This window comes from Nocardiopsis kunsanensis DSM 44524 (assembly GCF_000340965.1).
Classification (GTDB): domain Bacteria; phylum Actinomycetota; class Actinomycetes; order Streptosporangiales; family Streptosporangiaceae; genus Nocardiopsis; species Nocardiopsis kunsanensis.
In genome coordinates this window covers 305,251-324,606 of record NZ_ANAY01000001.1, presented here as the reverse complement: position 1 = coordinate 324,606, position 19,356 = coordinate 305,251, and the positions used below count along the sequence as shown (strand labels likewise).

At 69.5% G+C, this 19,356-nt stretch carries 17 protein-coding genes and 2 tRNA genes; 11 read left to right on the top strand and 8 right to left on the bottom strand.

The features are described 5' to 3' along the window. Positions 1–116: 116 nt before the first annotated feature. Both D456_RS0101520 and D456_RS0101515 read left to right on the top strand, forming a co-directional pair. Positions 117–1,673: a hypothetical protein gene (locus D456_RS0101520; protein WP_026115478.1), complete on the top strand. Its 1,557-nt coding sequence runs from the start codon at positions 117–119 to the stop codon at positions 1,671–1,673. Positions 1,674–1,766: 93 nt separating this feature from the next. Beyond that, positions 1,767–5,054 (top strand): right-handed parallel beta-helix repeat-containing protein, encoded by a 3,288-nt coding sequence (locus D456_RS0101515; protein ID WP_017574381.1) that lies wholly within the window; start codon positions 1,767–1,769, stop codon positions 5,052–5,054. Between the two features lie 181 nt (positions 5,055–5,235). Here the strand turns inward: D456_RS0101515 and D456_RS0101510 are convergent. After that, positions 5,236–5,311: transfer RNA gene (locus D456_RS0101510), tRNA-Arg, on the bottom strand. A gap of 515 nt (positions 5,312–5,826) precedes the next feature. Between D456_RS0101510 and D456_RS0101505 the strand changes: the two genes are divergently transcribed. After that, positions 5,827–6,834: a D-alanyl-D-alanine carboxypeptidase family protein gene (locus tag D456_RS0101505; RefSeq protein WP_017574380.1), complete on the top strand. Its 1,008-nt coding sequence runs from the start codon at positions 5,827–5,829 to the stop codon at positions 6,832–6,834. A gap of 75 nt (positions 6,835–6,909) precedes the next feature. Here the strand turns inward: D456_RS0101505 and mscL are convergent, their stop codons facing one another. The 4 genes from mscL to D456_RS0101485 form a co-directional block, all read right to left on the bottom strand. Then, positions 6,910–7,365, bottom strand: a complete 456-nt coding sequence (gene mscL, locus D456_RS0101500; RefSeq protein WP_017574379.1) for a large conductance mechanosensitive channel protein MscL — start codon at positions 7,363–7,365, stop codon at positions 6,910–6,912. 163 nt (positions 7,366–7,528) lie between these two features. Continuing rightward, the gene (locus tag D456_RS0101495; RefSeq protein ID WP_026115477.1) at positions 7,529–8,179 is read right to left on the bottom strand and encodes an SAF domain-containing protein; all 651 of its coding nucleotides are present in this window, start codon (positions 8,177–8,179) and stop codon (positions 7,529–7,531) included. 134 nt (positions 8,180–8,313) lie between these two features. Then, positions 8,314–8,655 (bottom strand): FmdB family zinc ribbon protein, encoded by a 342-nt coding sequence (locus D456_RS25350; protein WP_026115476.1) that lies wholly within the window; start codon positions 8,653–8,655, stop codon positions 8,314–8,316. 170 nt (positions 8,656–8,825) lie between these two features. Then, a complete protein-coding gene (locus tag D456_RS0101485) occupies positions 8,826–9,461 on the bottom strand; it encodes a 5-formyltetrahydrofolate cyclo-ligase (protein ID WP_017574375.1) in 636 nt (211 codons plus the stop codon). Positions 9,462–9,653: 192 nt separating this feature from the next. On the opposite strand from D456_RS0101485, the gene galU reads away from it, so the two are divergent. From galU to D456_RS0101445, 8 genes are all read left to right on the top strand, one after another. Next, positions 9,654–10,601: a UTP--glucose-1-phosphate uridylyltransferase GalU gene (galU, locus tag D456_RS0101480; RefSeq protein WP_017574374.1), complete on the top strand. Its 948-nt coding sequence runs from the start codon at positions 9,654–9,656 to the stop codon at positions 10,599–10,601. A gap of 92 nt (positions 10,602–10,693) precedes the next feature. Continuing rightward, on the top strand, positions 10,694–11,914 hold the full coding sequence (gene glp / locus D456_RS0101475; protein ID WP_017574373.1) for a molybdotransferase-like divisome protein Glp: 1,221 nt from the start codon (positions 10,694–10,696) through the stop codon (positions 11,912–11,914). Positions 11,915–12,055: 141 nt separating this feature from the next. Continuing rightward, positions 12,056–12,565 (top strand): cyclic pyranopterin monophosphate synthase MoaC, encoded by a 510-nt coding sequence (gene moaC, locus D456_RS0101470; RefSeq protein ID WP_017574372.1) that lies wholly within the window; start codon positions 12,056–12,058, stop codon positions 12,563–12,565. Continuing rightward, positions 12,558–13,070 carry a MogA/MoaB family molybdenum cofactor biosynthesis protein gene (locus D456_RS0101465; RefSeq protein ID WP_017574371.1) on the top strand — a complete coding sequence of 171 codons (513 nt, stop codon included), beginning with the start codon at positions 12,558–12,560 and terminating at the stop codon, positions 13,068–13,070. The genes moaC and D456_RS0101465 overlap by 8 nt, the downstream gene beginning before the upstream one ends. 242 nt (positions 13,071–13,312) lie before the next feature. Next, positions 13,313–14,002 carry a GNAT family N-acetyltransferase gene (locus tag D456_RS0101460; protein WP_017574370.1) on the top strand — a complete coding sequence of 230 codons (690 nt, stop codon included), beginning with the start codon at positions 13,313–13,315 and terminating at the stop codon, positions 14,000–14,002. A 397-nt stretch (positions 14,003–14,399) separates the two neighbouring features. Then, on the top strand, positions 14,400–15,017 hold the full coding sequence (gene sepX / locus D456_RS0101455) for a divisome protein SepX/GlpR (protein ID WP_017574369.1): 618 nt from the start codon (positions 14,400–14,402) through the stop codon (positions 15,015–15,017). Between the two features lie 56 nt (positions 15,018–15,073). After that, a tRNA-Ala gene (locus D456_RS0101450) sits at positions 15,074–15,147 on the top strand. Positions 15,148–16,241: 1,094 nt separating this feature from the next. Beyond that, positions 16,242–16,721, top strand: coding sequence for a hypothetical protein (locus D456_RS0101445; protein ID WP_017574368.1), 480 nt, complete (start codon positions 16,242–16,244; stop codon positions 16,719–16,721). Between the two features lie 27 nt (positions 16,722–16,748). Here D456_RS0101445 and D456_RS0101440 read toward each other — a convergent pair whose 3' ends face one another. The 3 genes from D456_RS0101440 to D456_RS0101430 form a co-directional block, all read right to left on the bottom strand. Beyond that, complete coding sequence (locus D456_RS0101440) at positions 16,749–17,060, bottom strand: sec-independent translocase (RefSeq protein WP_017574367.1); 312 nt, start codon at positions 17,058–17,060, stop codon at positions 16,749–16,751. Positions 17,061–17,212: 152 nt separating this feature from the next. Then, positions 17,213–17,416: a cold-shock protein gene (locus D456_RS0101435; protein ID WP_017574366.1), complete on the bottom strand. Its 204-nt coding sequence runs from the start codon at positions 17,414–17,416 to the stop codon at positions 17,213–17,215. Positions 17,417–17,716: 300 nt separating this feature from the next. Beyond that, positions 17,717–19,354 (bottom strand): dolichyl-phosphate-mannose--protein mannosyltransferase, encoded by a 1,638-nt coding sequence (locus D456_RS0101430; RefSeq protein WP_026115475.1) that lies wholly within the window; start codon positions 19,352–19,354, stop codon positions 17,717–17,719. Between the last annotated feature and the right edge of the window lie 2 nt (positions 19,355–19,356).

The window sequence follows — 19,356 nt, the reverse complement described above, 5'->3', positions numbered from 1 at the left end:
CACTCGGGACCGCCTGAACCAGCCCCCCTGACCCCCCCCCTCCGACCGCGCAACCCACCGCGGTCGGCCCCCGACGCACCGGAAGACGTCCGGTGCCCGAAAGGACACGACGAAGAATGACGGAGCACAGCGAGGCAGCACGCGGGCCCGTTCGCCCGGGCCCCGTACTCAGCTCGACGGGTGAACCGCCCGCCGAACGGGCCACCGACGCCATCGGGGCCCCGCCCGCACCACTCCCGGGACGATCCGTCCCCGCCGCCGAGAAGACCGATGCCGCCGCCACGAGCGCTGAGGAGAACGGACGCGGGCGCGGCGCCCTGCTCGCCGCACTGGCGGCGCGCAGGGCAGGGACGGGGACAGGCCCGTCCGGGGACGCGGCGACCGCGCACCAACGGCCCGGTAGACCCTTCATGGCGGTCGCGGCCATCGCGGGTCTGGTCCTGGTGGCCGCGCCCTTCGGACTCTCCCTGGCCCAGGAGCAGAGCGCCGGGACCGCCTCTCTCGACACCGACCCCGCCTCGGCCGCCCTACCCGACCAGGCGGCCGGCACGGCGACCGGTTCCGACTCCGGTTCCGGGCTCGAGGGTTACGTTCCCGAAGTGTTGCCGGAGAGCCCCGGGGCCCCTGACGGTGCCCCGGAGGGAACAACGGACGGTGACGCCTCCGGTGGCGGCCCGCCGGAACGGCCCGTCGAGCCCCAGGACGGCTCCGGCGGTCCGGACTCCGGCGACGGCGATCCGCTTCCGGGCACGGCCGGGGCCGATGACCAGGACGGGCAGGAGGAGGACGGGGACGTCGACCAGGAGGCCTCGGCAGAGGAGGCCTCCCAGGAACAGACCCCGTTGATCGACCTGCTGACCGGCCGCGGTGGCGACACGGACGAGGAGGAAGAGGACGGTTCCGAGGGGGACCGGGACGGCGAGTCCTCCGAGGGGGACCGGGACGGCGAGTCCTCCGAGGGAGAAGAGGAGAAGCCCGGCTCCGACCGTGGCGGCGAAGAGGACGAGGAGGAGCCCGAGGGCGCCGCGGCCGGGACCATGAGCGCTGCCGAGGACGACAGCGGCGACGGCGGTGGCGAGGACCGGGCCGGAACCGGGGAGGACCGAGGTTCCGGCGCAGAGCCCGCACCGGAGGAGCCCCAGGCCCAGGAGCTCCAGGACCAGGAGCCCCAGGCCCAGGAGGCCCCCGAACCCTTCCGCGCCGTCGCCGGGCCGGGCTGCGAGCAGGAAGGCGCTCGCTACGGGATCCAGGGGGACGGTGTCTGGCGTTCCGGCCCGGCCGGCTACTCCGGGGCCGGGTGCGACGACGGTTACGATGTCATGGCCGTGAGCGGCGACCCCGACAGCGGCGACACCGCCGCCGAGTGGACGTTCCTGCCCGGACGTGCCGGTGCCACCTGCACGGTGAAGGTCCTCGTCCAGCCCGGAGCCGAGCCGCTCTGGGCACACGGTGTCCACGCCCACTTCCAGGTGTTCGACGGCGAAACGACCGACGGCGCTCCCCGCGCCGGGTTCGAACTCACACCCCCGGACGAGGGCCGGTACTGGGGGCTGGCCGAACTCGAGAACATGGGAGAGTCGTTCACCCTGCGTATGGCCAACGCGGGAGCCTTCCCCGAAGGGGAGGAGGCCCCGCAGCTTCCGGCGTCGGTCGTCGAGACCGAATGCCGCTGAACGCGATCCCCCGGCCGGTCCGTCGACCGGCGCAGTAGTACAGAGCCCGCGGGCCTGCCCGGCCCGCGGGCACAGAAAGGAAGACGACAGGCCATGAACCGTCACGTGCGCGCGGTCGACCCCGCAGGCGGAGCCGAGTTCCGAACCATCGGCGAAGCCCTCGCCGCCGCCGGCGACGGCGACGTATTGTCCTTGGCGCCGGGCCGCTACGACGAACAGTTCGTCCTCACCCGAGTGGTGACCCTGGTGGCGGAGGAGGGGCCCGGGACCGTCGAGATCCTGTCCTCCTCCGGAACCGCGGTGACGTCCGTGGCCGAAGCGGTCAAGCTCAACGGCCTGGTCCTGCGGGGGCGCGACCCGGAGGCTCCCGTGGTCGACGCGGCGGCCGGGCAGGTCGAACTGGCCGACTGCGAGGTCGAAGGGGCCGCCTGGGCGGCCGTGCTCGCCCGGGGAGACGGAGCACTCGCCCTCCGCGGCTGCACGGTCCGCTGCACGGTCGGAGCGGGGATCGTCGTCACGTCCGCCCGTCCCAGCGTCATCGAGGACTGCGTCGTCGAGGACGTCGGCACCAGCGGTGTGGTCATCAATGACAAGGGCGCCCCCGAGGTCCACCGGTGCACGATCCGTGACACGGGCGCCAACGGCATCTACGCGGCGGGCAGCGGTGCCGGCCGGATCAGCGATTGCACGATCTCCGGTACCGCCAAACCCGCGGTGGTCATCGACGAACACGCCGCCACTGCACTCAGTGGTCTGCGGGTGCGTGCCGTCGCCGACGACGGCGTCGTACTGACCACACGCTCTCCCGTGGCCGTCGAAGACCTCGTGGTCGACGGGACCACCGGACACGGCCTGGTCCTGCGGGCGGGTACCGACCCGTGTCTGGACCGGGTCAGTATCACCCGGAGCGGCAGCATCGGTATCGCCGTCGAGGACAAGGCACGCGGGACTTTCCGCGCATGTGACGTTCGTGACACCGGGGCCGAAGGGGTCAGCGCCTCGGGTCGGGCCTCCACCTCGTTCAACGACCTGAGCGTGCACGGAGCGAAGGCGGCCGGGATCCACGTCGCCGAGGATTCCACCGCCGAGTTCGACCGTGTCACCGTGGACCGCACCTCGGGGCCGGGCGTCGAGATCGTTTCGGGGGCCGCCCCGTTCCTCCGCAACGGTTCCCTCTCCGGGGCCCGGGGCCACGGTGTGCGCCTGGACGGCGGCAGCGGTCGCATGGAGGACATCGAGGTCACGGGCGCACGCCGGAGCGGGGTCCACGCCTCCGGAGGGGCGCGTGCCTCCCTCAGCGGACTGCGGGTCATCGGCCCCCGTGAGAACGGTGTCGCCGCGTTCGGCGGGGCCGTGCTCGACCTGCGCGACGCCGAGGTGTCCGAGTGCGGTGGTGACGGACTTGCCGTTCATGCAGAAGGGGAGGTCACCGCCCTCCGCGTGCGCTCGCACGGCAACACCCGTAACGGGGCTCTGGTGGCTTCGGGGGGGCGGGCCGTGCTGCGCTCGTGCGAACTGTCCCAGAACGGTGGTGACGGTGTCCTCGTCGGGAGCGAAGAGGACGTGGTCGTCGACGGCTGCACGGTACGGGGCAACGGGCGCTCGGGTCTGCGCCAGACCGTGGCGGGAGGCCAGGTCCGGGCCGATTCCCTGGTCAGTGAGGAGAACCGGGCGGAGGACCTGTACGGACCGGACGCCGTCCCGGTCGATTCCTCGCAGGGAACACACGGTGCAGAAGGTGGTGACGAGGACGCTGGGGAACGGGGACCACTGGCGGATCTGGAAGCCCTCATCGGACTCGACAACGTCAAGGAAGAAGTCACCACCCTCGTCAATCGGAACAAGATGGCCCGGCACCGCGCCGAGATGGGGCTGCCCTCGCCCCCGGTGGCCCGGCATCTGGTCTTCGCCGGCCCTCCGGGTACGGGCAAGACGACCGTGGCCCGCCTCTACGGCCGCGTCCTGGCCGACCTGGACGTCCTGCGCTACGGACACGTCGTCGAGGCGGCACGTGCCGACCTGGTCGGCCAGTACGTCGGTGCCACGGCGATCAAGACCACGGAGGTCTTCCAGAAGGCCCGTGGCGGTGTGTTGTTCGTCGACGAGGCCTACACGCTCTCGGCAGAGGACGGTGGCAGCTTCGGGCAGGAGGCCATCGACACCCTGGTCAAGCTCATCGAGGACCACCGCGACGAGGTGGTGGTGATCGTCGCCGGTTACGAGGCCGAAATGGAGGGTTTCCTGGCTTCCAACCCCGGGTTGGCCTCGCGGTTCGCCCGCACGATCACCTTTCCGAACTACCGTGCCGAGGAACTGGTGCTCATCGTCGAGCGCCTCGGCGCGGATCACAGTTACAGCCTCTCGGAAGAGCTGCGAACGATGCTGTTGCGGCACTTCGAGGCCGTGCCGAAGGGCCCGACGTTCGGCAACGGCCGGGAGGCCCGCAAGGTCTTCGAGGGAATGGTCGACCGCCAGGCGCACCGGCTCAGCGCGGACCCGCCCGCCGATCCCGCGGAACTGACCGTGCTCACCCCCGAGGATCTGGGGAACACGGCCGAGACCGCTTCCGGAACGGGCGAGAACGACCTGACCGCTCTGCGTGCGGAACTCGACTCGTTGACCGGATTGCACGAGGTCAAGGCCACGGTCAACGACCTCGTCAACGTGCTGGTGGCGAGCGCGCGCCGCCGGGAACTGGGAATGCCGGCGCCCAGCCTCGGCCACCACTTGGTCTTCGCCGGCCCTCCGGGCACGGGCAAGACGACCGTTGCGCGGCTCTACGGCCAGTTGCTGCGTGCCCTGGGGGCGCTGCCCCAGGGACACACGGTCGAGGTCGCCCGCTCCGACCTCGTCGGCCGTTACATCGGCCACACCGCCCAGCTCACCGCCGAGGCCTTCGAGAAGGCCCGTGGCGGTGTGTTGTTCGTCGACGAGGCCTACACGCTCACCCGGCCCGGTGCCGCGGGGGACTTCGGGCAGGAAGCGGTGGACACCTTGGTCAAGCTCATGGAGGACCACCGCGACGAGGTGGCGGTGATCGTCGCCGGCTACACGACGGAGATGCAGGGTTTCCTCGACTCCAACCCCGGGCTGGCCTCACGGTTCTCCCACCACGTGCCGTTCACGGACTACTCCGACGAGGAACTGGTCTCCATCGTGGCCGGTATGGCCGTCGGCAGCGGGTTCGTCCTCCCGGACGAAACGAATGCCGCGCTGCGGGAGCATTTCGCCGGGGTCAACAGGACGGAAGCTTTCGGGAACGCCCGTTACGCCCGGCAGGTACTGGAACGCATGATCACCCGCCAGGCAGGGCGCACCGTCGATCTGGCCGACCCCTCCCGGGAGGACCTGACCCTGCTCACCCCGGCCGACGTGCCCTGATCACGGGACGTTCGCTCCACCTCGCGCCGGGGCCCGCGCACGTCCGCAGGTCCCGGCACGCGGTTGCGGGGTCAGGAGCGATGGGGCGTGGACCGAAGCGGCTCGGTCCGCGAACTGGGCCCGGAACTGAGCCCAGCCGGTCTGCCCGGGGTCTCCGATGAGGAGAAACCCCAGGTCAGTGTGGCGGCTCCGGCAGGATTCGAACCTGCGGCACCCGCTTTAGGAGAGCGGTGCTCTATCCCCTGAGCTACGGAGCCAATGCGTGCGGCAGGTATGTGTTGGCCCGCCACAAGGCCAAGCCTAACTCAGGATGGGCGTGCTCGGGGTGTCGCGGCGCCACGGGGAGGGGACCCTGGGGGACTCTGCATGCAGGGCGCAGTACGCTGACCTACGATTGGTTGTCCTGGTGGCATTGTGATGTTGTTCACGAACCGCGCCGCAATACGGCCCCATTCACACCCTGGCCGTCGTGGAGGCCAGGTGGTGACGATCGATCACCCCACTGTGACCAGGGATGATTTCGGGGTCCGGTGGGAAGGGTCGCGCCCAGGCGCTCATGGCCCCGTCCGACGTCCGTGTCGAACGGATCAGTCCCGTGTGTCCGCAACCGGACATGTAGTACCTTGCGTTTCGGCCACGGGTATGTGTTCGAGGAAAATCAGCCGGAGGATCATTCGTGCCGTTCGATTCTGAGCAGGCGCGGCGTAGGTCCCGCGTTCCGGGTAACGGGGAGACGCCGGTCCTCACGGCGCCGCACGGTTTCCGGAAACGTGTGGCCCGAGCGTTCGTGCTGGTCCTCACCACCGTGCTGTGCGTGGTCCCGCTGCCGGGTTCCGCCTACGCCTCCGAACTGGAGGAGCTTCGCGAGCAGGCCGAGCAGGCCGCCAGCGATCTCGAGGAGGCCACCGAGCAGCACGTGGAACGCCAGGAGGATCTCGAGTCGGCTCAGGAAGACCTGGTCGACACGCTCCACGAGCTCCAGCAGACCGAGGTCGAACTCGGTGAGATGCGTGAGCCGCTGGCCCGCCTCGCCAATGCCCTGTACCGCCAGCCCGACGGGGGCATGCTCCAGATCCTGGTGGAAGGCTCGCTCGACGACGACATGCAGATGCAGTCGTACGCGGCGAAACTGTCCGAGGACAACCAGGCCCTCATCCAGGACGCCACCGACCTGCGCGAGGAGCAGGCGGAGCTGGCGGTCGAGGCCCAGCAGATGCAGACCGACACCCAGCTGGAACAGGCCGAGCTCGCCGCTGAGGTCGAGGAACTGCGGGACCAGTCCGAGGAGAGCACGGAGCGGTTGACCACCGAGCTGGAGGAGAGGGGGCTCGACCCCGGTACTTTCCAGGCGGCCGCCGAGTGCGACGGTTCCAAGGCCAGCGAGGCCGACAACTACCCCAACGGCCTGGTGCCCGAGGAGGCGCTCTGTGCGCTCTACGACGAAGGCCATTTCCTGAGGGCCGACGCCGCCGAGTCCTTCCTCGAGCTCAACATGGAGTACGTGGAGGAGTTCGGCGAGAACATGTGCATCAACAGCTCCTACCGTGACCTGCCGAACCAGCACCGCGTCTACGCCGAGCAGCCTCCCGGGTTCGCCGCCGTCCCCGGTACCAGTAACCACGGACTGGGCCAGGCCATCGACCTCGGCTGCGGCATCCAGAACTACCAGTCCGAGAGATGGAACTGGATGGAGGAGAACGGCGCCCGTTACGGCTGGATCCACCCGACCTGGGCCAAGAACAACCCGTTCGAGCCCTGGCACTGGGAGTACGAGCCGTGATCGGCCGCCGATGACACGGGGAGGGCGCCGCCACCGACAGCCGGTGGCGGCGCCCTCGTCGTGCGCGGTACGGGCTCAGGAGGCCGAGGGAGAGCTCCCCTCCGCCCGGCCCTCGACGGTTTCCTCCGGGACCGTCTCCGGGGTGACCTCGCTGGTGCAGTTGGAGCACCGGCCGGCCCTCTTGTCGATCTCGCTGCAGTAGTAGGGGCACTCGCGGGTGGTGACCTCTTCGGCCTTGGCCGTCTTCTCCAACAGTTTGGTCATCGGCAGGACCACGAAGAAGTACAGGATCGCCGCGGTGATCAGGAACGAGACCACGGCGTCGATGAACTGGCCGTAGTTGAAGACGCTCCCGTTGATCGTGAACGAGGCGTCGCCGAACTCCGGGGCCCCGCCGAAGATCCCGAGCAGCGGTGTGATGAAACCTTCGGTGAACGCGGTGATCAGGTTGGCGAAGACCGTCCCGATCACGACCGCGACCGCCAACTGCACCAGGTTCCCCTGGAGCAGGAACTTCTTGAAACCTTCCATGGAGCAGCCCTCTGGTCGTACTTTCCTGAACTGGACGGCCCCTGGGCCGGCCGCGGGGGCGGAGCCGGGGGGAGCCTGCCAGGGGCGCCGGAACAGCTTTCCGTACCTCGGAGCGGCTGGTCAAACGCGGAATGTGATGTTCGCTCCCGGTTCGTTCCGGGGGTCAGCTCCGGATCGAGACCGAGAGTCGGGAGTCGGCCGCGAAGCCGGCCAGGGCTCTGGCCTCCTCCGCGTCGGCGGCCACGAGCAGCAACGCACCGCCTTCACCGCCCCCGGTGTCCTGGTCGGGCACGGCCAGCACGGGACGGTCCGAGACCACCTCGACCGCCGGACCGGCGCGGGTGGGGGCCGAGGGGTCGGAGGCCGACGCGGCCAGGACGTCGACCCGGTCGCCGGGGGTGAGGAGGGTGGCCGCTCCGGGGTCGGCCACCCGTACCGGGGCGGCCACCAGGTCGGGGCCGTAAGGGCGCGCGGGCGGATCGGCCAGACGGGCATCGGTGAGTACCTCGCCCTCCCGTACAGGCCCACTCAGCAGGCGCCCGGCCGCGGTGGTGCCGGCGGCCAGAGCCCCCTGGGGCAGAACACTCTCGGGCAGGTGCCGAGGGGTGAGGTCGGCGTCGCCGAGTGGAGCGGAGGCGTCGAGGTCGCGCGCGGCCACGAGCACCTCGCGTCCGGGCTCGGGCGGGGGACGCAGCACCAGGACCGCGCTCAACAGCGCGCACGCCGCGAGCAGGGCGGTCAGGGGCCGCCGGTGACGGTCGAGGAACCGGTGCACCGCACGCCGGTGCCGGTAGGGGGACAATGCGTCGGCCATGGTCCGACGGTAGACCGGCCGGGTCCGCCCCGGCCGGTTGTCCACAGGCCCTTTTCCCCGGGAGGGGCCGGAGGTGGTGCGCCGCCGCGCGTGCTACGCGCACCGAGGGTCCGGCGGTCAACGGCAGGGATGCCTCAAGAACTGCTGGTGGTACTGGTGCTCTTGGAACCGGAGTCGCTGCTGCTCGAACCGGTCGACGAGGACTCCGAGGACGAGGAGGAACCGGAGGAGCTCTCGGAGGAACCGGAGTCCTTGCCGCTCTCCTTGCTGGAGCCCGAGAGCACCGAGCTGTTGCTGGAGGAGGCGCTGTCGGTCTTGTAGAAGCCCGAGCCCTTGAAGACGACGCCCACCGCGGAGTACACCTTGCGCAGGCGTCCCTCGCACTCGGGGCAGACGGTGAGGGAGTCGTCGCTGAACTTCTGGACGACTTCCATCTGGGCTTCGCACGCGGTGCACGCGTACTGGTACGTAGGCACGGTTCGGGTCCTCCTTGCTGGCACTCTCACCCGTTGACTGCTAAATAGTACGCGGTCGCCGACGGATGCGGTGACAACCCCTCACCCGGATGCGGCCGGGCGGTGCGGCACGTCCCGGAGTGCAGGCCCCGCGAACGGGCACCACGACGTCGGAACAGCGGACGGAGAGGTCAGCTCCGGGCGGCGCCCGGCACTGGAGGTGCTTGCCACACGGGGGAACCCGGGTCGAAGACCCGTAGCCCCGCGGGCGTGACCACCGCATCCACCGGAACGTCGTGTTCCTCGGCCGGGAGATCCGCCACCAGCTCACCCTCGTGCAGAGGCACCACGACGGGGGTGTGCGGGCCCTTGTGCGAGAGTGAACGGTCGTAACACCCGGCGCCCCGGCCCAGCCGGACCCCGCTCCGGTCCACTGCCAGCGCCGGGCACACCACGAGATCGACCCGGGCGGGGGCCTCCACCCCGTAACGGCGGCCGGTCGGTTCCAGGAGCCCGTACCGTGCCTCCGCCAAGGACTCCGGGCCCTCGTAGGCGGCCCAGTCCAGCTCGCCGCCCGGCAGGAACACCGGCAGCAGCACGGTCGCCCCGTGTTCCCACAGGGCGGTCACCAGGCGGTGCGTGTCGGGTTCCTCGCCGATGGACCAGTAACAGGCCACGGTCCCGGCCGCCGGCATCCACGGCTGTGCCCGCAGGGTGTCGCGAAGGACCTCTCCGGTGCGCACGTGTGCGGCCTCCTCCAGCGCCCGGCGTTCCTCCAGGAACTGCCTGCGCAACTGCCGCTTGCCGGCTCGGTCCAGATCGCTCACGGTCGCCTCCGGTGTCCCTTCCGCGCTCGTCCAGCCGGGAGCGTACCACCGGTACTTCCGAAGCCCCTGGGCAGCGGGTGGGTGAACGGGCGGTGGCCGTACGGGGCCGGGGCCGGAAAGGGTGCCTACTTCTTGTCCGAGCAGGCCGTGTGGCAGCCACGGGTGTTCTCGCGGCTGTCCTAAAGTGCCGATATGAACGCCGAAACCGAGCACACACGGCTCCGCCCCGCTTCCACCCCCGTCACCAAGGCCGTCGTGCCCGCGGCCGGCCTCGGCACGCGTTTCCTCCCGGCCACCAAGGCCACGCCCAAGGAGATGCTGCCGATCGTGGACAAACCCGCGATCCAATACGTCGTGGAGGAGGCCGTCGCCGCGCGCCTCGACGACGTACTCATGATCACGGGCCGCAACAAGCGCTCGATCGAGGACCACTTCGACCGCGCCCACGAGCTCGAGGAGACACTGGAGACCAAGGGCGAGTACGAGCGCCTCAAGGCCGTGCGTGAACCCGACGGCCTGGCCCAGGTGCACTACGTCCGCCAGGGCCAGCCCCGCGGCCTGGGGCACGCGGTGCTCTGCGCCGAGGCACACGTGGGCGACAACCCCTTCGCTGTGTTGCTCGGCGACGACCTCATCGACGACGCCGAACTCCTGCGCCGCATGATCGAGGTCCGCCAACAGCGCGGCGGCAGCGTCGTCGCCCTCATGGAGGTCGAGCCCGAACAGGTCTCCCGGTACGGCTGTGCCGGGATCCGGAGCACCGACGAGGACGACGTCGTCACCGTCACCGACCTGGTCGAGAAGCCCTCGCCGGAGCAGGCCCCCAGCCGGTGGGCGATCATCGGCCGCTACGTGTGCGATCCCGCCGTCTTCCCGGTCCTTCGTCGCACCCAGCCCGGCCGCGGCGGAGAGATCCAGCTGACCGACGCCCTCATGGAGCTTTCCCGCAGTGGTCCGGAGGAGGGCGGTCCCGTCTACGGTGTGCTGTTCCGCGGGCGCCGTTACGACACCGGGGACAAGGGCGACTACATCCGCACCGTCGTGGAGTTCGCCTGCCGCCGCCCCGACCTGTGCGACGAGCTCCTGCCGTGGTTGCGCGAGTTCGTCGAGGAGCACGACCGGGACGACACCGGCCACTGAGGGCGGGGCACTGTCGGGGACGGGGCGCGTGCCATCTCCTGTGGGAGGTGAGAAGCTCGGGCTGCACCAAGACCACACCCGGGAGGGCCCCAGTGAAGAGCGTCGAACAGCACATCGAAGACTGCCTCGGGCTCGTCGCCCCACCACAGCCGACCGAGATCGACCTGGATCACGCCCACGGCACCGTTCTGGCGGAGACGGTGGCCTCGCCGGTCTCCCTGCCCGGCTTCGACAACTCCGCCATGGACGGCTACGCGGTGCGTTCGGGGGACGTGGCCGAGGCCTCGCCCGAAGTCCCGGCCCGGCTCGCCGTGGTCGCCGACATCCCCGCGGGGGACCCCACCCCGGTCGCGGTACGTCCGGGCATGTGTGCGCGCATCATGACGGGCGCGCCCATGCCGGACGGCGCCGACGCGGTCGTCCCGGTGGAGTGGACCGACGGTGACACCGTCCGGGTGACCATCGACCGCCCGGCACGCCCCGGAAACGCCGTGCGCCGTGCCGGCGACGACATCGCCGCCGGCACGGTCGTCCTGGAGGCGGGTTCCCTCATCGGTGCGGGGGAGATGGGCGTACTCGCGGCTGTGGGGCGCCGTTCCGTCCCGGCCCACCCCAGGCCCCGTGTCGTGGTGCTCTCCACCGGTGAGGAACTGGTCGAACCGGGTCGGCCCCTGGGCCCGGGCCAGATCTGGGAGTCCAACAGTTTCATGGTCGCCGCGGCCGCCCGCGACGCCGGCTGCGAGGTCTACCGGCACGGTTTCGTGGGCGACGACCCGCGGACCGTCATGCAGACCCTGGAGGACCTGTTGTTGCGGGCCGACGTCGTGGTCACCACCGGCGGTGTCAGCATGGGCGCCCACGATGTCGTCAAGGAAGTGCTCTCCCAGAAGGGGGTGCACTTCACCCAGGTGGCGGTGCAACCCGGCAAACCCCAGGGCTACGGATCGATCGGCCCGGACAGGACGCCGATTCTCACACTCCCCGGCAACCCGGTGAGCGCGTTCGTCTCCTTCCAGGTCTTCGTGCGCCCCGTCCTGCTCAAGCTCCGGGGCCTGGAGCCGGCCCCGCTGACCGAGTACCGGGCCCGGCTCACCGACCCCGTCGCCTCCCCGCCCGGGCGCCGTTCCTACCTGCGGGGCTCCCTGAGCGCCCCGACCGCGGACGGGCGCCGCACCGTCAGCCCGGTCCGCCGCCAGGGCTCGCACCAGCTCTCCGTCCTCGCCGGCTCCAACGCGCTGGTGGTCGTGCCCGAGGACGCCACCGAGCTCCCGTCCGGTACCGAGGTCGAAGTGCGGGTTCTTCCCGGTACCTGAGCGGCCGGTACCCGGCGGAGTTCCCGGAACGGGACGGGTACGCGGTGCCGTACGGTCGGGGGGAACGGAGCGGCGGGGTTCTTCGCCCCGCCCCGCGGCCGCACCGGCCGCGCCCCAGCACGAACGCAGGACGTGTCGACAATGAGCCACACCCCAGAGCCGGACGGTTCCGGCCACCCCTCCGGTTTCACGCATCTGGACGAATCCGGTGCCGCACGCATGGTCGACGTGTCCGCCAAGGGCGTCAGCGCCCGCACAGCGACCGCCACGGGCAGGGTCCTGTTGTCACCGGGGACGGTGGCGGCGCTGCGCGAGGGAGAGGTGCCCAAGGGGGACGCACTCGCAGTGGCACGCATCGCCGGGATCCAGGGGGCCAAGCGCACCCCCGACCTCGTCCCGTTGTGCCATCCCATCGCGGTGCACGGCGTCGACGTCGAACTCACCGTGACCGACGAGGGCGTGGACATCAGTGCGACCGTGCGCACCGCCGACCGCACGGGCGTGGAGATGGAGGCCCTGACCTGTGTGATGACCGCCGGACTCGGACTGGTCGACATGGTCAAGGCCCTGGACCCCGAGGCCGAGGTCACGCGTGTACGAGTGGAGGAGAAGACCGGTGGCAAGAAGGGCGACTGGAGGCGCGGTGACTGAGCACCTCCGGCACAGGGTCGCCGTGATCACAGCCTCCAACCGTGCGGCCGCCGGGATCTACCCCGACCGCTCGGGCCCCGTCATCGCCGAACGGCTGAGCGAACTGGACTGCGAGGTCCTGGGGCCGTGGGTGGTGCCCGATGGGGAACCGGTCACCGAAGCGCTCGAACGGGCGCTGGAGGAACGCTGCGCGGCCGCACTGACCACGGGCGGCACCGGCCTGACCCCGGGTGACCACACACCCGAGGCCACACGTGAACTGCTCACCTGCGAGATCCCCGGCATCGCCGAGGCGCTGCGGGCCGCCGGGCGCGAGAAGGGGGTCCCCACGGCGATCCTCTCGCGTGGTCTGGCGGGTGTGGCCGAGCGGGACGGGCACCGGATGCTCGTGGTCAACCTGCCCGGTTCCCGGGGTGGGGCCGCGGACGGGATGGACGTGCTCGCACCGGTTCTGTCGCATGCCGTGGAGCAGATCGGCGGCGGTGACCATACCCGGTCCGAATGACCTCGGGCCATGACCGGAATCACAGGGGGATGCCGAGGTGTATCGGTTATTCCTTCCGTGCACTTTCCTTTCCGGTTCATTGGTGCAGAGGTTAAGAAGCGTCCGATTCGCGATGTGCCTTCGTGACGCACGCCACGGGGCGCCTTCGGGGTGGAATACTGGAAGGCACCACCGAAGGTGCGTGTCGGCTAGCGCCGTACAGCCTGTGTCCGGTGGCGACGGAAGGCTCGGAAGGGGCGGTTGTGAATCGCAGACGAGGATGGCCCACCACCCTGCAGGACGGTCCGGTCGCACTGCGCCCGTTGCGCCTCAGGGACGCCGCCGCGCTGCGCGAGACCCGTGGACGCAACGAGTCCTGGTTGCGCCCCTGGGAACCGACCTACCCGGAGATGCCGCTGCGCAGCGACGGCCTCACCCAGTACGCGGCCATGCTCCAGGCGATCCGGCGCGAGGCGCGCCAAGGGCTGTCGATGCCGTGGGCGATCACCTACGACGGGGTCTTCGTCGGACAGCTCACGGTGGGCGCCATCGTCTGGGGTTCTTCCAGGTCGGCGCAGGTCGGGTACTGGATCGACCGGGCCTATGCCGGCCGCTCCATCACCCCTGTGGCCGTGGCTCTGGCCGTGGACCACTCCTTCTTCGGTGCCGGGCTCCACCGCATCGAGGCGAACGTACGCCCCGAGAACCGCGCGAGCAGGCGTGTCATGGCCAAGCTCGGCTTCCGGGACGAGGGGGTGCGCCGTCGCCAGCTGCACATCGACGGAGCCTGGCGTGACCACATCTGTTACGCACTGACGGCCGAGGAGGTGCCGAGCGGGACCTTGTGCCGCTGGAGGGGTGATTCGTCCTCCGGTTCCGCTTTGAGGCCTCAGGACCCGAACAGCGGGGCAGATCCGTTTGATCGGGCTCGCCATCATCACGGATCCGGTTGAAGTCGGCATAGGCCAACCAGCGGTCCGGACACTAAACTTGGATTTACTCACATTGGCTCATTACTTTGTGTTGAATTAAAGCTACGCTCTGAGTTGGGCCTGTGGCCTGTGCTTTCGCTCCGGCGGATGAGGAGCCCGAAACTGAAGCCCAGAATCTTGCGACACTCCGGGCAGAATGTGGCGCATTTATGGACACGGGGTCGTACCGTGCGGAACATAGACGCATTGACGATGCGGGCAACGCGTGGATATGGCGGGAGATTCACCCCGGCCCGGGAGGGGCCAGGAACGATGACCCCGCCGGAGTCGTCTGTACTCCGGGGAAGCCACAACCACGCCGCGCGGTGTCGACGACGTGTCGAACAACGTCCAGCGGCCGTCATCGTGAGGAGGGGTGATGAGCAGCTCTCCTCTGTACTTGGCCATCGTGGTCGTGTGGCTCATCGTCCTCGTGCCCATGCTCCTGCGGAAGGACTCGATCGCCGAGTCCGCCGCCGAGGAGACCCGGCGCGAGGGCGACGAGGTGGAGGAGGACCTCGAGCAGGAGCGTACCGACGAGCAGAACCCCGACGCCGCAGAGACCCAGGTGCTCCGCCGGGGGGAGCACGGGATCCCCGAGCCGGCCGGCGAGGAACCCGAGATGCCCGAGCCGTTCCGCGAGTCCCGGGCCCGCGTCATCGCCCGTCGGCGCCGTCGCACCAGCACGCTGGTTCTGGTCAACGTCGCCACGATCATCGCGGTCTCTTTGGGGCTGGGGCCCTGGTGGGTCCTGGCTCCACCGGTTCTGTTGCTGGCGGGACACGTGCTGCTGTTGAGAGAGGCCGCCAAAGCCGACGCCGAGCAGCGGGCTGCGGCGCGCCGGGCTCGCCGCAGAGCAGCTCTCAGGGCGCGCAGAGAGGCGGAGGAGCGTCGTCGCGAGGCCGAGCGCGAGGCCGAGGTCATCGCGCTCAAGGCGCGTCGCAGCAACGTCTACGACCAGTACGCCGACGCCCGTATGCGGGCGGCCGGCGACTGATCCGGGCAGAGCGTTCGGAGCACGGCCGCAGGGCTGCTAGTCTTGGAGGCGTCTTCGGGGCTGTGGCGCAGTCCGGTAGCGCATCTCGTTCGCATCGAGAGGGTCAGGGGTTCGAATCCCCTCAGCTCCACCGACAGACGCAAGGGCCTTCCACCCACGGGTGGCGGGCCCTTCGTCGTGTGTGCCCTTCCATGACGAAGGGCCCGCCCCGGGACGGGGGCGGGCCCTTGCCGTGCGTGCACGGCGGGACGGTCGGGAGGGGACGTATTCCCTGTGGCGGGAGGTCCTCCGGACCGGAGCCCCGAGTCTCACCGGCGAAGCGTCCATCCCCTGGATCGGGGAGCGCCGGGCTCACCGCCACGATACCGCCGCTGTCCCGCGTGCTGACAGGCTCCTCGCTGCATTCCTTGGGTCGCGCTCGGCAATGCGGAAATGAGCGGGGCCCATACCTGTATTCCAGGTGGACCGAAACCGAGGGCGAGGGTGCCCTCGCGGGGCGCACGTGGGTGATGGTGGGCGTAGTAGGCAAACATTCGGTCATCACGGAGAGTGAGTGCGGTCGTCGTCTGTTGGCGGGGTGCTTGTCCGTGCGTGGGTGATTTCGGTGTTTTGTGTGGAACGCCCCTCACCTGCGGCCAGATCCTTGTGGGGCTGCGTTCCGATCGGTTTCTTATGGGGGTTCGTATCTTCGTAAGGACTGAAGGATTTCGGTTCCGTAGCTCTCAGTGATGATTGTTGGGGCCGCGTATGTGCCGTTTCGGCGTGGCGTCCCTGCAGCTCGGGGCGGAAGGGGCACGGGCGTGTGTGAATTCCACGTCCATGAGCTGGGAAAACAGGTTCTTGGGATCTGTTCGCCCCGCCGCTCTCCCGGTGTTCATGCAGGGTTGGGAAGTTCTTCCCCCGACGGGCTTGTCTTCTCGCTTTCCGTGCGCCACCTTTGGTGAGGCAAGGAAGCGGAACCGTCCTGAGAGGTGGAAACCATGATTGAGTGCGCCGTTTCCCGCAACAACGGTTGGTCCTGGATTTAGTACAGGCCCCCTGAACCCCTCGGTCGCAGAGGGGCAGCGGCCCCGGCAGTAGCTGATGCACTGCCGGGGCCGCTGCTCGCCCGGGGCCGGTGCCCGGTGGGTGCATGCTTTGTGGTTTCCGGCGCCGGGGTAGGGGAGGGAAGCGAACACGTTTCACGGGCCGAGCCGGCCCGAAGAGAAGGGGCGGAGAGCACCCGTGTCCAACTCCCCTCAGCACTCTGGCGGTTACCTGCCGCCGGAAGGAGAGCCCGAACGCGATCCGGAGAAGGAGAGCCGGGAGGAGAGCCGGCTCGACACCGAGCGCTTCCGGCGCACCACCCCGGCCCGGTTGCGGCCGATCCCCCCGCGCCGCAGCAGCGGTTACTGGCGTTTGGTCACCGGTGCGACGACCTACGTGATGGTCGTCGGAGGGATGGCCGACTACAGCGAACCCCAGACGCGGGCCGCGGCACACGTCCTCTTCTGGCTGCTGATCCTGGCGGCGATGCTGGTCACCGTCTCCCGGGAACACAAGCACGGTTGGGACCCCGGGCCGCGCTGGCCCTACGCCGCAGCGGCGCTGGGCGGGGCCGTGCTCGTGGAACTGCTGGTGCTGCTGGTGGGCTCGCCGACGATCATCGTCGGCTCGGTCATCCTGTTGGGGTTCGCCAGTTTCGTACTGATGCTGGCCGGCTGAACCGGCGGGGGGAAGGCGTGCGGGGCCTCAGGTGGCCTCGTCGTCGAAGGGGGGACGCTTGCCGTTGAGGCGCGCGCCCTGCTTCGGCTGCTCGTCCTCCTCGTCCTCCCAGAAGTGCTTCTGGACGAACCGCTTGGGGTTGAGGTCCTGGACGTCGAAGTCCTTGTACTCCGGGCCCAACCCCTCCTTGATGTCGTTCGAGGCGTTGTTGGCCATCTTGCGCAGCTGGCGCAGGACACGGCCCAGCTGCTGGGCCGCCTTCGGGAGCTGGTCGGGGCCGAAGATGAGCAGCGCGAGCAGGAGGAGGAGAGCGAATTCGCCTCCGCTGATCCCGAACATGTGCTTCCTCGCTTCGTCTACCGGCCGATCCAAGAAGGTTAACCGGTATGGGGGGCCTTGGGCGACGGTGCCCCGGTCCGAGGGCAAGGTCCTACGAGAACCGGCCCCCGCTCCGTGGAGTGGGGGCCGGTTCCGTCACGCCTGAAGTGTGATCAGACCGAGCGCACGTCGGCGGCCTGCGGGCCCTTGGGGCCCTGGATGATGTCGAACTCGACCTTCTGGTCCTCTTCCAGGTTCCGGAAGCCGGTACCCGCGATCGCCGAGTAGTGGACGAACACGTCGGGCTGACCGCCCTCGACAGCGATGAACCCGAAACCCTTCTCAGAGTTGAACCACTTCACGGTGCCCTGAGCCATCTGCTCTCCCTTGGGGACTGCTTCGGAACCGCACCTTGCTGGTCCCGGGTCGCCGGGCGCTGACCGACGAGACATCCCCCGATAAAGCGCCCGCGTGAAGTTCCGCGAGGCCCTGGGGCATCCATGGAAACAACAACAGCAACCAATGGTTGACGCTATCAGGGAGAGTGTGCACTTGCCGAGGGTTTTCTCGGTCAAGTTCCGAGTTGGATTGTCCTGTTTCGGCTGCACGAAACTATTGATTTCCGGCGTTCGGGGGGATAAAGGAATCGGGGCGGCCCGAGGGCCGCCCCGCTCCTGTCAGGAGCCGCCGCTCCCGTAGATCCAGACGTCGAACCACAGCCTTTCGCGCCACAGCCCTTCGTCCATCGGATACGCGGACATCACCGGATAGAGATAGGCGAAGTTCGCCACGACGAGCAGAAGCACGACACCGAAGACCACACCGCCCAGAGCCCGTGTGTACGGAGCGAATCTGGGGCTCTCCTCCCCGGCCCCCATGACCAGGCCGAGCATGAGCACGACCGCCAGGATCAGGAACGGCAGCATCGGAAGCGCGTAGAACAGGAACATCGGACGGTCGGGGAAGGCCAGCCACGGGATCCACCCCGCGGCCACACCGGTCAGGACCGCACTGGCACGCCAGTCCCTCAGGGTGAGCCACCAGGCGAGTACGACCACGCTCGCCACCAGGCTGATCCACCACAGGACCGGGGTGCCGATGGAGACCACCGAGGTCACACAGTCGCCCGTGCCGCACCCGACGGCTTCGCCGTCGTAGTGGAACATCACCGGGGTACGCATGACCAGCCATTCCCACGGAGCGGAAATGTAGGAGTGGTCGCTGGTCAACCCGTTGTGGAACTCCATCATCCGGCTGTGGTAATTGGCCAGGGCGGCCAGAGCCTCGTACGGGGTGGCCAGGAAGCCGGGAAGCCAGTCCGGGGCCGTGCCCGCGGCGTGGTCGCGGTTGTACCCGCCCGAGGTGAACAGCCAACCCGACCAGGAGACCAGGTACACCAGCCCGGTCACCACGACGGTCTGCACGAACGCCGGTACCGCGTCGATGCCGAACCACCGGAGGAAGGTACGGCGCCGCTGGCCCACGCTGCGACGCGCGCCGTAGTCCCACGCCACCGTGAGCAGGCCGAAGACCGCCAGGAAGAACAGGGCCGACCACTTCGTCCCGACCGCCAGGCCGAAGCACAGGCCCGCGGCCAGGCGCCACCAGCGCATCCCGAGCCAGCCCACGGTGGTGACGTCCACCCCGGCCTCCGCGAGGCGGACCCACCGTTCCCTGGTCTTGTCCCGGTCGATGACCAGGCACGCGAAACCCGCCAGCACGAACAGGGTCAGGAAGATGTCGACCATGGCGATACGGCTCAGCGTGAAGTGCAGGCCGTCCAGCGCCAGCAGCAGGCCGGCGGCCGACCCGAGCAGCAGTGACCGGGTGAGGCGGGTCGCCAGCCGCACCAGGATCAGCACCGAGAGCATCCCGGCCAGGGCCGCCGCGAAGCGCCAGCCCTCCGGGGTCATCGTCGAACCGAACGGGAACAGCGACCACAGCCAGTCACCGAGTGCGATCAGCCACTTGCCGACGGGCGGATGCACGACGAAGTCGCCGGTGCCGGTGAAGATCTCCTGCTGTCCTTGGGCGAGGAGGTCGTCGGCGTTCTCGACCGTCTGGTGCTCGTGACCGTGGGCCCGGAGCCCGTAGGCGTCCTTGGCGTAGTAGGTCTCGTCGAAGTAGATGCGTGCGGGCTCGCCGAGGTCGACCAAGCGCAGGGCGCCGGCGAAAGCCGCGACGATCACCGCTGCCAGCCAGCCGAGCCACCGGGGGACGGGGATGGCCGGGAGGAAGCGGGCGCGGAGGGAGTCGCCCCGGAATGGAGGTGGCATGTCTGGGCCTGACGCGGAAGATGTGGCGGTGGTGGTCATCT

What these genes read in the sequence shown, in the direction of transcription:
- D456_RS0101520 (WP_026115478.1), top strand. Translation starts at nt 117, where the DNA reads ATGACGGAGCACAGCGAGGCAGCACGCGGGCCCGTTCGCCCGGGCCCC.
- D456_RS0101515 (WP_017574381.1), top strand. Translation starts at nt 1,767, where the DNA reads ATGAACCGTCACGTGCGCGCGGTCGACCCCGCAGGCGGAGCCGAGTTC.
- mscL (WP_017574379.1), bottom strand. Translation starts at nt 7,365, where the DNA reads ATGGAAGGTTTCAAGAAGTTCCTGCTCCAGGGGAACCTGGTGCAGTTG.
- D456_RS0101495 (WP_026115477.1), bottom strand. Translation starts at nt 8,179, where the DNA reads ATGGCCGACGCATTGTCCCCCTACCGGCACCGGCGTGCGGTGCACCGG.
- galU (WP_017574374.1), top strand. Translation starts at nt 9,654, where the DNA reads ATGAACGCCGAAACCGAGCACACACGGCTCCGCCCCGCTTCCACCCCC.
- moaC (WP_017574372.1), top strand. Translation starts at nt 12,056, where the DNA reads ATGAGCCACACCCCAGAGCCGGACGGTTCCGGCCACCCCTCCGGTTTC.
- sepX (WP_017574369.1), top strand. Translation starts at nt 14,400, where the DNA reads ATGAGCAGCTCTCCTCTGTACTTGGCCATCGTGGTCGTGTGGCTCATC.
- D456_RS0101440 (WP_017574367.1), bottom strand. Translation starts at nt 17,060, where the DNA reads ATGTTCGGGATCAGCGGAGGCGAATTCGCTCTCCTCCTCCTGCTCGCG.
- D456_RS0101435 (WP_017574366.1), bottom strand. Translation starts at nt 17,416, where the DNA reads ATGGCTCAGGGCACCGTGAAGTGGTTCAACTCTGAGAAGGGTTTCGGG.
- D456_RS0101430 (WP_026115475.1), bottom strand. Translation starts at nt 19,354, where the DNA reads ATGACCACCACCGCCACATCTTCCGCGTCAGGCCCAGACATGCCACCT.